Genomic DNA, 13400 nt, shown 5'->3' on the forward strand with positions numbered 1-13400 from the left:
TGCCCAACGAATGAGAAAGCACGCCCCACATGTACCTGACCGTACGCGACGCCACAAAGACCTACGGCAATTTCACCGCGCTCGACCGCGTGTCGATCGAGATCGAGAAAGGCGAGTTCGTCTGCTTGCTGGGCCCGTCGGGATGCGGCAAGACGACTTTGCTGCGGCTGATCGCAGGGCTGACCGACTTGGACGGAGGAACGATCACGCTGGAGGGCGCGACCCTTTCGGATCTTCCGGCGCGCAAGCGGGGGTTCGGGATCGTGTTCCAGTCATACTCGCTGTTTCCGAACATGACGGTGGCCGAGAACATCGGTTACGGCCTGAAGATCCGGGGCGTTCGAAAAGACGACATCGCCGCACGGGTGCAGGAGTTGCTGGCGCTGGTTAAACTGCCTCAGGTGGCCGATAACCTGCCGGGGCAACTGTCGGGCGGCCAACAACAGCGCATCGCGCTGGCGCGGGCCATTGCTGTGGATCCGCGCGTCCTGTTGCTCGACGAGCCGCTATCGGCGCTCGATGCCAAGGTCCGCGCGGTGCTTCGCGACGAGATCAGACAGGTGCAGCGCTCGCTGGGCATACCAACGCTGATGGTAACACATGATCAGGAAGAAGCGCTGGCGCTGGCCGACAAGATTATCTGCATGAACCACGGGGTCGTGGTGCAGGCGGGCACGCCGGAGGATCTGTACCACCGACCCGCTACGCGCTTTGTCGCGGAGTTCATGGGGATCAGTAACCTGCTCTCTGCCGACACGGTCGCGCGGCATTTTCCCGACTTGGTGCCGACTCGTCCCGCCTCTGAAGACAGCTATCTTGCCTGTATCAGACCCGAGCAGATCGAGGTGACCCCTTCCGAAAACGGTGGGGCCGTCGTCCGCAGCATCAGTTTCCTGGGCAACCTGCGGCGCCTGGAAGTGGAAAGCCCCGCCGGGCCGCTTTTGGTCGAAACGCATGGCGGTAGTCCATATCACTCGGGCGACCGCGTTGAGCTGAGCATCGCACCCAAAGCCTGCACATGGGTTGTTGACGACACTGTTGGAACCGAGGCGGTGTCGGCATGAGCCTCGCCGAGACGTCATCCCGTGCCCGTATGCGCCGCCGATTTGACGCCGACCGCCTGCTGACGCTGGCTTGCATCGGGTTGCCGCTGCTGGGCCTGATCTTGTTCTTCGCTTACCCGATGGTGATCGTATTCCTGCGCTCGATCACGGTTGGCGACAGTTACGGGTTGGGCAACTACACCGAAGTGCTGGGCTCATCCGGGTTCTGGCGGGCCACGCGGCATTCGCTGGCGATGGGGGGCGCGACCACGGTGCTGAGTGTGTTGCTGGGGTTCATCATCGCGCATGCCCTTTACCGCTGTGCATTTCGCGGCAAGTGGCTGATACGCAGCATCATTGTTCTGCCTCTGCTGGCCCCCTCGCTGGTACAGGCGCTCGGGCTGATCTTCCTGCTGGGCCGCAACGGCGTTATCAGTCGTATGCTTGGGGTCGAAATCGAGATTTACGGTTTCTGGGGCCTGTTGATCGCGAACACCCTCTACGCGCTGCCACAGGCCGTAATGATCATCGGCGCAGCGTTGGTGCTTCTGGACGCCCGCACCTACGAGGCCGCCGAGGTCATGGGAGCGCCGCCGTGGCGACAGTTCCGCGACCTGACCCTGCCCGCCGCGCGGTTCGGTATCCTGAACGCAGCGTTCGTCTGCTTTACCATCACCATAACCGATTTCGGCAATGCGGCGGTAATCGGCGGCGATTACTCGGTGTTGGCGACCGAGATCTACAGCCAGGTCGTGGGGCAGAGAAACTTCAATATGGGCGCCGTGGTTGGCATCATGCTGCTTTTGCCCACGGTGATCTCCTACAGTATCGAGCGGCAGGCGATGAAACGGCAGCAGGCCGGACAAATCACCGGGCAAGAGCCCTATCGGCCCAGCTTTGCTCCGCTGCGAGACATCAGCATGGCGGCGCTGTCATTGCTTATCTGCGCCGGGATCCTTTCGGTGATCGGGATCGTGGTCTATGCCAGTTTCGTCACACTGTGGCCCTACAACATGGCGCTGTCGCCCAAGCATTACGATATCACGCTGGCGGGCGGGTATTCATCGCTTTGGATGACGATCTTCATCTCGCTGGCTGCCGCTTCGGGCGGGACCGTTGCGGTTTTCCTTCTGGGTCTTGGCCTGCGACGCCTGCCCAAGGCAGTGGCGCAACCGATCCAGATCTTGGCCGCGATGCCGGCCGCTGTACCAGGGATGGTCCTGGGTCTGGCCTATATTCTGACGTTCAATTCCACGGCGACGCCGCTTTACCTGCTCTACGGTACCGCCGCGCTGATCGCGATCGTCAATTTTTACCACTACCACACACAAGGCTTCCTGACGCTGATGACTGGTTTCCGACAGCTGCCTCTGGCGCTGGAGGAAGCGGCCAATAGTCTTGGTGCCGGGCTGAGCAGGACGGCACGGGACATCGTGGCGCCATTCATCGCGCCGATGCTGGTGTCGGTTTTCTTCTTTCTCTTCATGCGCTCCATGGTGACACTGTCGGCGGTCGTCTTTCTGACAACACCGGACCTGAGCGTGGCCGCCGTGACGATCATGCGGCTGGACGATGCCGGGCTGACGTCGCAGGCAGCGGCCTTCTCGACTTGTGTAATGGCGGTTGTTTGCTTGGCCGTCCTGTCTATGAAGGTGATACTGGCGCTTTTGCGACGGCGTGGCGGGAACAAGGGGACGGCCTGATGTGGGCGAAGGAGCGTCATCAGCGGATCTTGTCGATGCTGGCGGCCAACCAGCAGGTCAGCGCAAACGATTTGGCCGAGATGATGGGAGTGTCGCGCGAGACCGTGCGGCGCGACCTGCTCGACCTTGAAGAGGCGGGAAAGGTGGCGCGGGTACATGGCGGTGCCGTTCTGCCTGAGGCGCGGACAGAGGATCCGTTTCAAAACCGCATGACGAGCCAGATCCGAGCCAAGTCCGAGATCGCGAAGAAAGCGGTCGGCCTGATCCAGCCGGGGCAAACGATCATGGTGGATGCCGGGTCGACCACTGCCGTGTTCGCCCGAGAGCTTGCGAAGGTGCCCGGCGTGTCGGTGATCACAAATTCGCTGGATATCGCCGCGACGTTACAGGCCGCAAACATGGATGTACTCCTTCTGGGCGGTCGGATCGCAGCTGACGTGCCTGCCACGGTGGGCGAGCTTACCCTTTCGGAAATACGGCGTTTCGAGGTGGATCTGTGCTTTTCCGCGCCGGTGGCTCTGCATCCCGAGAAGGGGACATATTTCTACGACCTGCAAGAGGCCGAAATCTCTGCCGCAATGGCAGCGCAGGCAGGTCGGGCGGTCTTGCTGGCGGATCATTCCAAGCTGGGAGGCACAAGCCGAGTGCGTTCCTGGGAAGTGGAGACGATCGGAGCGCTTGTGACAAACCGGGCCGCGTCCGACGTACAGCTCGACGGTTTGCGAACAGCGGGGGTCGAGATCATCTGACCACATCATTCGCCGAAGGCTTGATCGCAACCTCGCGGGCCGCTGGCTCCGGTCAGGCAAGGAGGGCGGAGAAGCTGCGCTCCGCGTTAAACAGATTGTGGATTGAAGAATGGACGGCGGCGAATTTCTTCCAACTTCGCATACGCCGGAAGCGTGACATGGCGCGCTCTCTTCGTCGGAATGGCAGGTGAGGGAGCACGTGTTGGTCTTGGGTTCGCGGGATGGCGGTTTCGGATTTTCAACCTCGGACTTGCCGCACGTGTCCATTTCAAACGGGGCGCAGATATCGGCTTGGGGACGTTATTCTGCAAGTATGGGAGAACCATATGAAGCGTTTAGTATCGTTGTTGACTGCCGTTCTGCTGGCTGCACCAATTAATGCAGCAGAGCTTGATAACCGCTACGAGCAGACGGGCACTTTTAGCATCACGGTTGACGGTGAAACGCAGAACCTCGTCATCCCTTATGATACCGAACGTGATCGCGCATATGCTGAACAAAAGTTTATAATGGGCAGCTACCTGACCATCAACGTGCTTGGCTGCAGCGTCGGCGAAGACGGCAAACCGGGTGCACCCAGGGTGCAGGAAACCCTTCAGCGCCGCTCTGGCGACATGAAGCTTTTGTCCGTCGAGATGTTCGACGAAGAGGGGTTCGAAGCACCGCTATCAATTGGCCTCGACGGTGGAGAGGGAACGCTTGCCGCATTTGAAATGACTGAAGACAACCAGGTGACCGCCACAATCGAGGGTGAGATGCTACGCTTGGCCGACTACATGGGTGATCCCAAGGTCGTCGAAGGCGCCACGCCACGATCTCTTTATCTGTGACCCTACCGCCTCTCGAAGAGTAAGGTCCGCGCTGGGCTCGAAGCCTCCATTGGCCGCGGTGTCGATGAAGGTCCGGAATGGGCCGTGAATGGCCAGAATCGCGAAGTGAGCAGTTTCGCTTCCCTTCGGACTTGACCAACCCGTGGATAAGGAATTGACCGGTAGTGCAAACTACCTGATCCGGCACAAACTCCGGGAAGTGAGAGTTAGCGGTTACTCATGGGCAATGGCAGAATTGAGCAATCGACAAGTGACAACGGAAACGAAGACACCCGATCAGATCCGGCCAAGAGCAGCCGCATCCCAAATAACTGCCAAATGGCATGATCACCCAAGCCTCTGATAGTTTAAGGAAACCTGGGATGCGTGACCTTCCGCGACAAAAAAATATGCGCATCGCGAAAAAATATCTGCGATCCTACAGTTCTGTAGGATACCACGTAACCGTACGTTTGGGTATCTGATATCATTGGGAAATTTCGCAGATCTGCGCCCTAAAGCTTGCGCGGTGTTCGCCCAAAGCCTTGCGCGTTTCGCCGACAGCCTTGCGTAACCATAGATGCCATAACTTTCGGCGACTCTCACTTATGTTAATACGCCAAAATTGGTTAGCAGTCCATCCTGCGGAATCGTCGATAGCCGCCAAGGCACCCTTGGCGGCTTATATTAAGATAGTGTATGAGAAAGGTTTTCGTTCAGGTGGGTGGAAGCGCTATCACCCGCGCAAGGTCACCTGTCCGGATCAAATGTCCGCGGGAAGAATTTCCTGCCGGTTGCGAACCTACTGAGGTGATACCACGGGCAGAGAACGCCGCGAGGAGCTTCCTGGAGGTGGTTTGCCCCTCCTTCGCCATGTCCGAAACCACTTGGAATTCACGCCGGAAGCGCGCGAGCGCTTCTTGGTCAATCTGCCAGACCTCGAACGAACCTCGCCTTCCTTTGACTGCTCGGAGCAAGCCCAGCTCACACCAGCCGGTGACACATTCGGGTTTCCATCCTGAGAACGCCGCAACGTCTCCGGCTGTCCAGGCACGCGCACCGCCATGTTCTTGCAAGAGATGGTTTATCTCCGCTTCGTTGAACTGGGCATCTCCGAGGTTGGTGTCTCCATCGAACTTCAAAGGCCGGAGCTTCTGTTCGGCAATGAGCCGATATATCTTAAGGATTGCCGTCCGGTCGGTCGTCCTGCGCAGGTTGATCTTGCGAAAGGAGATCATGCCATCGTTCCCGGCGCTTTTGTCACGGGCTCCCTGTCGGACTCGATCGACCTCACGCTGGATCTGCACGAGATCGAAATCACCTTCGACGCAGGGGTGCGGCGGCATCCTGCACCCATCACCAAAGAATTTTACCTCCTCCAAAAGCTCGAACTGCTTTCTTGAAACGCCGAGGCTGTCGCGGACCTTTTTCTTGGTCGCGGACCGAATTCGTAACTCACGCGCCTCTTCGACATCTTCCATCCGGACGATTGTATGCAGGTGGCCGGTGCCCGATCTACCTTGCGAGCCCATCATCGCTTCATTCCGTACTGCCTCGACGATCCTTTCGCTCCGAATGCCCAGCATTTCTCCAGCTTGAGCCGCGCTAACCCAAGTCGAGCCTTCTTGATGACGATTGGTCTTGTATGCGTCGCCGCAAACTGTGCCGACGATAGTGAGGCAACGGGACAGCAATGCCTCAGCCAACGCTCCTTTCTGTTTGAGAAGTCCGCGATACCAAGCGCCCAAGCGCATGGCGGCTGTCAGTCCCTCAGCACCCGGAGCACTCCATCTCTGAACGATGTGATCGTCGAATGCCTTCGGCCAATCAAGCAAGAGCGGTTCGACACGCGTCATCCGTAAGCGTGCTTCTGCGACGGTTTTGGGGCACGTGGCCTTACCCTCCTTTCCGGTCCGCGCCCGAGTCATGTTCGCGCAGAGAAACCATATTGTTCGGGTCGTCTGCAGAGCCTCGCCGGCATCAAGTTGAACACCAGCCAATTGAGAAGTGAGGTCGGCTACCATACGAGCGAATTCAATCTCGAACGAAGTGGCTTTCACAGCCTTCGCGTCCCCATATGAAGCGCCACACAAACAACCGGCATACCGGTCCCCGAGAAGGCTTAGAGGTTTCTTACAGCCTGGACATTCGTCAATGAGCTGGCAGCCATGTTCTGCACATGCAGTGAGCAATGCATGTCGCCACTCTTTCCTGCGTGGCTGACGGGCCGCGATACATGTTGGGCAAACCGGATCACTATGCATGCGATGGAAAGACCAATCGAGCGCAGCCTCCTTGGGCCTGGCAGCTGGAAGGATCGGCTTCAGGGTTGCCAGTTCGAGATCAAGGTCCGCAGCAAGTCGCTCGGCCTCCTCAACAGAGGCGCGCCCATAGGTCTGTCCGAGCATCGTAAGAAATCCGCCTGCCTCGGGAAATCCTTCTGCGTCCGACCGCCGTTTGATGTAGCCGAGGAGGCTTTCGTGCGTCTCAGGTGTCATGCTGCCAGGACCTCTTCATCCGCAGCCCGGAATGCGTCGAGTTCGAGCGATGAATTGGGATCAGGTAGCTGCAACCCAGCGTCCCTCATGACCTTCGCGTAGGATCGAAGTAGCACGTCGTCCTGCGGGGCATCCGGGCCAAAGATCGGCGCCAGACGAGCGAGACCCTGAAGCCTCAACCCCGCAGCCTTGTTCATATCCGGCAATCTGAGGACATCGCTTCGCGAAGCGGATCGAACCGCAACCTCGAGCAGTTCGATCACTATTCCAACACGGCCCCCGGAAGCCGCAAAGAGGCGACGAGTCATGTCAGTCCAATCGAACTCGAGCGATACGCTTCGCTCCTCCAAGTAATCGAATATACTGTAGATCACTGTTGCGAACTCATTCCGGTCATCTTGGTTCGTCCAACGATAGGGATGGAGCTCGATTGTGGCCATTGAGCGTGCAGCAAACTGCTCGTTCTCATCGATCAGGCGCTGGAACTTCGGTAGCCCAGTCAAGATCAGAATAACGCCTGCCCGATCGATGATTGTCTTGAAATGATCCGCTGCCGCGCGGCGGGTCAAGTTCGCGCCAGGCTCTGCACAATGGCTGCATTCATCAAGCGCCACGATACGAACGTCGCGCTGCTCGAGCAGGTCATACATCCGGTCCTGCAAGAGCGAGAGCTTCGGATTTGCACCAACCCGACCCATAGTACGAACGACGGAAGCATAGACTTCCGCATCGTTCGGCTTGGGAAAAATTTCGCCAGTTAGACAATCCGGTGTCGGGAACATGTATCCCGGTCCCGATCGATCTTTAGACACCTGGCTTTTCACTGATGACAGGAGGTCGGATTTCCCGACGCGTGTCGGACCAAGAAACGGGATGCAGGTACCGTTCGAGCCTGCCAATTCGATTGCCTCGAGCATCTGGTTCATTGCCGCGTCATAACGGGCGTGTGATATCCGCAGATCCCTCAGAGAAATATCCGTCATAGTTGATTATCCTCGTGCTGAGATTCGGTTGCGCCGTTTCGGGGTGCATACTGGCATCGTCGGGCGTGAAGCATCTTCTTGAAATGCCGCTCGGCTTGACCCATTGCTGTGTTCAGTGATTTCGTCGTCCCGCCGCCTGCGCTGAGCAGCATGACGCGCCTTCCGCGCCTTGGTTTTCGCCTTTGACGGTTTATGGTGCTTGCCCGCCACCAGAGCCGCAAGAACCTCATGCGCAGATATGTAGTCGTCAGGATCACGCCGATTGAGCGCAATAATGCGATCCCGTTCAGCCACCGATATCGCCGGCATATCGGGGTCTTTGCAGGGAACGTAATATGCTTCACCGGATTTCGGATGAGAAATAATAATTTCTCTGATGTCGGCTGGATTGATCCGAACCTCGACCTCGAGCTTGCCCCTCGTGTTCTTCTTCAGCTCCCGCAATTCCCATGAGGAATACTGAACGTATCCCACTTCGATCCCGTAATTATGAACCACCCTCTTCTCGGCGTGGTGAAAGAACAACTGGGCAAGCTTCTGTTTGCTGGGCGGCTCCGGGACGTAGGCTTCCACTGAGAGGCGACGCCAACTCTCGATCGGGCTCTCTCGGCGCTTCAGCGGCGACTGCACGCGTCTGCGCGGAAGAACGCCATAAACATCGTAGCGCCAGATCTGAAGTTTCTGAATGAACTCGTCGAAAGTCCAGCATGCCTCCGATCTGGCCAGGTCATAGCGATCCTTGAAGGAAAGTTCTTGGGTTTGAGTTGCGCCCTCAAGCTTGGTCACGAAAGTCTTGAGAGTCGAAATGGAACGCTCGACAAACGGCTTTTTTTCAGGATGTCCCGGGGTGTTCTTTTGCAGCTCAATGGCGGTCATCGAGAGTAGGCGGTTAATGATACTGCCCGAATTCTCGGGCCCTTGGTCCGCCACGACAGTCAAGGGATAGCCTACAACCTGCACGCGGTTCTTGATGCCGAAGCGATCGAAAAACGCTTCATCATTCCCCGTCATGGCTTCAAAGAGTGCAGTCGCGGTTGTCAGACCAGTCGGGTTCTCGAGAGAAACCACGAGGCCGGCGATGAAGCCGGTCGCAGCATCCACCACCAGTGTGATCCAAGGCCGGATCAGCTCACCATCGTAGATAACGAAAATATCGGCTTGCGTGGAGTCGACCTCGAGCCTGTCGTATGCATGTTCGATTGTCTGGAAGCTGCCAGCTTGGAGCAACGCTTTTCTGGCTGCCCTCTTCCCCAGTCGCTTCCTGAGCAAGTCGGAGTGAGGAATAAACCTATCAATTACCGACTCGACAGCTTTCCTGCCGTGGTTTCCGGGCTTGTCTCCAGGTTTTTCCGCAGCGAACGATTTCAAATACCTGATCCGTGACTGCCTGACGAGGTCAGACAATGTCATGAGATCAGAGGTCAGGTACGATTCTTCAAGAAGATCAAGAACGACTTCCCTAAACAGGTGATCATAACGCTCTATCGGGTTCCCGGATTGAGAGCGGTTATCGACCAAGGCGAGACTGCCCTTGGCGCAAAAGTCAGTACGATACTTCTGGATCGTGCGAACCGCCGGCACACGCGTAGCGCGCCACGCAAAGCGAGGATCTTTCTCCAACTCCTGAGGGATTGCTTTCTTTATCTCCGGCCAAGTGAGGCCCAATTCTTGAAACCGATCAACTAATTCAAGTAGCCGCTCGCGGAAAGCCGCTTCGCACTTTTCGCCCTCACTCATGATCCGGTCGCAAAAAACTGGCTCTTGGCCTTCGGATACATTTCCAAGCGCAATCTGCCGATGAAATTCCTCAAGGGTTATTTCTGTCTGCGATCCGTTCAAATCGAGAAGCACGGCCGGCTTCCCGCGAACGCGGCCAAGCACACGGTGAAGCGCTTCGCCATCTCTAAGGTGGCGACCGTCATATGCCTGCAGCCGGTTCATAGCGGAAGGATCTCAAGATGCGTTACATCACCATCCACGCGGACAAGCTTCGTCCGGTCGGCGAATGGAGCGAGCGAGAGATCTGTAGAGAGGAGGCCTTCAAAGAGAGCTGCATAGACATCCGGTCTTGTCAGACCAAAGGCCCGCTGCGCGTTGCCGAACGTAAGCGTATCGGGAAGTTGAGCTTCAATCAATGCTCTCTTGGAGGGGTGTAACTGACGGTGTGACAGCGCCCTCAGAACGCGTAAATTGCGGTGAAGTGCCCGAGAGAACATCAACTCCGTCACAACGGAGAGCCGATAACCGAGCTCTTCCATCGCCCGCGGCACAGCGACGAACTCGGGAGTATTGAGCAGCCAGCGACTATGCTTTCCTTCCACGAAAACACTCTGGCCATTGACCATCTTGAACAGGAAGTCGGGCGTGTAGATCCAAGGCTTGTAGCCTGTCCCATGAAGAGCCTCAACCATCGCCGTCTTGGTCGGATAAGCTTCGCCAGTGTTCAAATCAAACGTCATCGGTTGGGCCACGATCCTGCAAACCCGCGGATCGACTTCACCTGCCACCAGTATGATAGATTCACCCAGGCATTCTGTGTCGACGATACCTGCCGCTTTGCGACAGGACTGACGGTTCACTTTCTTCTGCAAGCCACGCTTGTAGATCGTACGAGCAGGATCATTTCCAATGATGTTGTCTTCGAGCTGCATCCTTCGGACCTCCGTTAGGGCCATCCTTGTCTGCGAGCAAAGTGGGGCGATCCTTGGGTGCCGAGAAACTTACAGCTAAGATTCATCCCGAGAATCGTATAAGTGGTTGTCTGGAATTGATTTTATTTTTGGAAAATCGGGCTATTGGAATGGATTACGCGAGGGTTGGATTTTGGGGTGCCTAATTCTTGACAAATACAGTAGCCCTATAGGGCTAATCGCGTTTACGACACGCCTCGAAAAGGCTCCTGAAGTGATTCGGCCTGTCGTGGAGGTGGCCTGCGGCAGCCCGGAGAATATCACCGGTTGCATGTTACCCGAGCACCAGGCGCGAATAATTTTTGAGGTTATGCTTGTATCGACCAGGCACCGTTGCGGACCAAGATCGCCTAATTACTCAAGCGGTGGATGACCTGACGGCAGCCCGATATTTCGAGTAACCAGCAAGATTTGCGGCAAGCCCCCTTCCGGATATGTTGTCACCGTTAACGGGTCGATGTTGCTTCGTGGACAATTCCAGATGAGCGCGATCACGATAATCGAAGGTTTCTGTTCTGAAGCGGTATCAGGATGCGTCGTGATAGTGATGACTCGACATTTGAGTGGCGAAACGCCACCGTTTGGCACAGGAGTTGCGAAATGGCCAAGTTCGTGAAATTCACCGATGTTGCGTTCATTGATGATGCCCGCGCTGTTTCCATGGTCCATAGACGGTCGCTTGCCGACCAGATCACGCATTGGGCGCGCATCGGTCGTGCAATTGAGAGATCCGGCAGGTTTGATCATACCAAGGTCTCGCGTGCACTTGCGGGCGATCTTGAAACGGGCACCCTGACCGCTGAAGAAAAGGCGGTTTGGTCAGAGGCATTCCTTGAGAAGATGTCGAACCCCGGCTTTGAGGAAAAGACTTTCTTCGCCGGTTTGCGTACGAGCGGCGCTGCGGTAGGCCTTGATGCTGCCGGTAGCATCGTCCGAGCAGACGAACAGTCCGTCGGATGAGCCTGACAACGGTCCTGCTGTTGCCGATCCTAATAGAGCCGGCAATTCGATCCATTACCAGGCTCGTGAGGCACGGGCTTTCGCCGACACCCTTAACTGATGAGCGGGCGAACAGAGTTACCGTACTGGAATATCGACGCCGACTGCGGTATTATTTGGGACACATGGAGGATCACTGAGTTGGCGAAAATCATACAGACATTTCCGATACCATCGAATTGGAAGCCCTCCGGCGATAAAGACGGCGGCAAGAAGAAATAGGGATTTCCCGACCAAGTTTGGGGCTTCCACGAAGACTTTGAGCCTGGATTGATATTGGCAGACATGGATCACCAGGCTTCCAGTAAATCCTCACTTGTTCCTTCCGTTCCCAGCTCTGGAGCTGTTATTCTTGAAGTGTGAGAAGCTGCGGGACCGTATCAATCAGCGAGCATCCTGCCGCTCTTGGCGACAAGGAGCGTCATCACTTCATCGTCCTGGGTCTTAAAGGATTGCTCTCCCACGTCGATTTGATCCGCCCATTCGACGTCGAAGTATGTGTCTGCTTCGATCGTGGACATAAAGCGATAATCCTGACCTTGGCACGCTGGTCTTGACCGCCGCCGGGTTCGAGCAGTTGCTGACCGACGCGCCCGCCTCGATCACCGTGATCGACGCCGAAGATTTCGAGGATCGCTCGGTCGAGACCATCGCCGATCTTCTGCGCGACACCGCCGGTGTCTCGGTCGAAAAGGGCGGCAAACTCGGTGGGGACAACATCACCATTCGCGACCTTGGCGAGGATTATGTCCTCATGCTGATCGACGGCAAACCCATCGAGGCCTCGCAGGATGCTTTCTACAACGGGTGGGGCACGGGCCAGCGCAGCGGTTACCTGCCGCCCGCCTCGGCCATCGAACGGATCGAGGTCATCCGTGGCCCGAGGTCGTCGCTCTATGGCTCGGCAGCCTCGGGCGGGGTGATCAACGTCATCACCAAGAACGTGCCCGACAAATGGGGGCAATGTCATGCTGGGCTACCCTATCACCGTACACAAGTCTATCGCCGAAGACCTTCGGCGAAAGCGCGGGACCATTTTGAAAGCGGTCTTTGCGCCGGCAAAAGCATGAACAAGGTCCGGGACAATTTAAGATCGGCAATCGGAACGAATGCAAGGCACGGGTCCCCGAACAGCATCAGCGCGTTCCGAGGCAGGAGACCGACGCCAAGCCCGGCTCGGATCATCGCCAGTTGCGCGATCGTGGAGTGCGCCTCGATCGCGCCAACCCGCAAGGCTTGGGGAACAAGGGTGCTTGAAGCAAGCAACTGATGCGTTCCGGTCCCCGGACTGAGTGAGATCACCTCGCCCGGATCGATGTCCTTCAGGGTCAGATCTGTGCGCCCGGCAAAGGCATGTCCGCTCGCGCAGGCCAGGCCGACGGGATCGCGCAAGATTTCTTCCTGCTTGAGGTCCGGCGAATGCAGCGCCCGGCCGGCCACCGCGAGGTCAAGCTCTCCCTCCACGACCATCCGCGCCAGTGTCTCCGCGATATCGTCGTGAATCCGCAGCCGGACATCTGGATAAAGGCTGCGGAATCGCGATATCGCCGGGGCAACCAGTTCATTGATCGCAGAAGGACTGCACCCGATATTAAGCGTTCCGATCCCTTGAACGCCACGTGTCTGCAGCCGGGCTACCGCACGGTCGAGACCATCCAGCAAAGGCGCGGCTTCCTGCATGAAGGTCATGGCGGCAGCTGTCGGCGCCGGGGGGCGTTGGCTTCGATCAAACAATGGGGCGCCCACGGCTGTCTCAAGCTGCTGGATCGTCTCGGACAAGGCCGAAGGCACGACGCCAAGGGCAGAGGCCGCCCGCGAAAAAGATCCATGCGCCTGCACGGCCATCACGGCCCGAAGATGCCGAATGTTAAAGTTCGCATTTTCCGAATTTAACTTCATTACTTACTGATTTTACGAAGCGCTGAG

General features: G+C 57.3%; 11 protein-coding genes and 2 pseudogenes. 6 read left to right on the forward strand and 7 right to left on the reverse strand.

What is annotated here, in order from left to right:
• The first annotated feature begins 29 nt into the window (after window positions 1–29).
• The 3 genes from RBB18_RS04235 to RBB18_RS04245 are packed head-to-tail and all read left to right on the forward strand — an operon-like array spanning window position 30 to window position 3495.
• On the forward strand, window positions 30–1064 hold the full coding sequence (locus tag RBB18_RS04235) for an ABC transporter ATP-binding protein (protein ID WP_306110301.1): 1035 nt from the start codon (window positions 30–32) through the stop codon (window positions 1062–1064).
• Window positions 1061–2746 (forward strand): ABC transporter permease subunit, encoded by a 1686-nt coding sequence (locus RBB18_RS04240; protein ID WP_306110302.1) that lies wholly within the window; start codon window positions 1061–1063, stop codon window positions 2744–2746. The genes RBB18_RS04235 and RBB18_RS04240 overlap by 4 nt, the downstream gene beginning before the upstream one ends.
• Complete coding sequence (locus RBB18_RS04245; RefSeq protein ID WP_306110303.1) at window positions 2746–3495, forward strand: DeoR/GlpR family DNA-binding transcription regulator; 750 nt, start codon at window positions 2746–2748, stop codon at window positions 3493–3495. The genes RBB18_RS04240 and RBB18_RS04245 overlap by 1 nt, the downstream gene beginning before the upstream one ends.
• Window positions 3496–3559: 64 nt before the next feature.
• On the opposite strand, the pseudogene RBB18_RS04250 reads toward RBB18_RS04245, so the two are convergent.
• Window positions 3560–3685: pseudogene (locus RBB18_RS04250) on the reverse strand (IS6 family transposase); the annotation flags it as partial.
• Between the two features lie 136 nt (window positions 3686–3821).
• On the opposite strand from RBB18_RS04250, the gene RBB18_RS04255 reads away from it, so the two are divergent.
• Window positions 3822–4325 carry a hypothetical protein gene (locus tag RBB18_RS04255; RefSeq protein WP_306110304.1) on the forward strand — a complete coding sequence of 168 codons (504 nt, stop codon included), beginning with the start codon at window positions 3822–3824 and terminating at the stop codon, window positions 4323–4325.
• Window positions 4326–5020: 695 nt separating this feature from the next.
• On the opposite strand, the gene RBB18_RS04260 is transcribed toward RBB18_RS04255, so the two are convergent.
• From RBB18_RS04260 to RBB18_RS04275, 4 genes are read right to left on the reverse strand one after another with little or no spacing between them, the layout of a single operon-like run.
• Window positions 5021–6802: a TniQ family protein gene (locus tag RBB18_RS04260; RefSeq protein ID WP_306110305.1), complete on the reverse strand. Its 1782-nt coding sequence runs from the start codon at window positions 6800–6802 to the stop codon at window positions 5021–5023.
• Window positions 6799–7785, reverse strand: coding sequence for a TniB family NTP-binding protein (locus RBB18_RS04265; protein ID WP_306110306.1), 987 nt, complete (start codon window positions 7783–7785; stop codon window positions 6799–6801). Before RBB18_RS04265 ends, RBB18_RS04260 begins: the two co-directional genes overlap by 4 nt.
• Before the next feature lie 6 nt (window positions 7786–7791).
• On the reverse strand, window positions 7792–9726 hold the full coding sequence (locus tag RBB18_RS04270; protein ID WP_306110307.1) for a Mu transposase C-terminal domain-containing protein: 1935 nt from the start codon (window positions 9724–9726) through the stop codon (window positions 7792–7794).
• Window positions 9723–10436: a hypothetical protein gene (locus RBB18_RS04275; RefSeq protein ID WP_306110308.1), complete on the reverse strand. Its 714-nt coding sequence runs from the start codon at window positions 10434–10436 to the stop codon at window positions 9723–9725. The genes RBB18_RS04270 and RBB18_RS04275 overlap by 4 nt, the downstream gene beginning before the upstream one ends.
• A gap of 639 nt (window positions 10437–11075) precedes the next feature.
• Here RBB18_RS04275 and RBB18_RS04280 point away from each other — a divergent pair.
• Window positions 11076–11435 (forward strand): hypothetical protein, encoded by a 360-nt coding sequence (locus RBB18_RS04280; protein ID WP_306110309.1) that lies wholly within the window; start codon window positions 11076–11078, stop codon window positions 11433–11435.
• Window positions 11436–11854: 419 nt separating this feature from the next.
• On the opposite strand, the gene RBB18_RS04285 is transcribed toward RBB18_RS04280, so the two are convergent.
• On the reverse strand, window positions 11855–11995 hold the full coding sequence (locus RBB18_RS04285; RefSeq protein ID WP_306110310.1) for a hypothetical protein: 141 nt from the start codon (window positions 11993–11995) through the stop codon (window positions 11855–11857).
• 56 nt (window positions 11996–12051) lie between these two features.
• Here RBB18_RS04285 and RBB18_RS04290 point away from each other — a divergent pair.
• Window positions 12052–12384: pseudogene (locus RBB18_RS04290) on the forward strand (TonB-dependent receptor plug domain-containing protein); the annotation flags it as partial.
• 89 nt (window positions 12385–12473) lie between these two features.
• Here RBB18_RS04290 and RBB18_RS04295 read toward each other — a convergent pair.
• On the reverse strand, window positions 12474–13373 hold the full coding sequence (locus RBB18_RS04295) for a LysR family transcriptional regulator (RefSeq protein ID WP_371931588.1): 900 nt from the start codon (window positions 13371–13373) through the stop codon (window positions 12474–12476).
• Window positions 13374–13400: the final 27 nt, after the last annotated feature.

It is taken from the genome of Roseovarius sp. MMSF_3298, from assembly GCF_030733705.1.
Classification (GTDB): Bacteria; Pseudomonadota; Alphaproteobacteria; order Rhodobacterales; family Rhodobacteraceae; genus Roseovarius; species Roseovarius confluentis.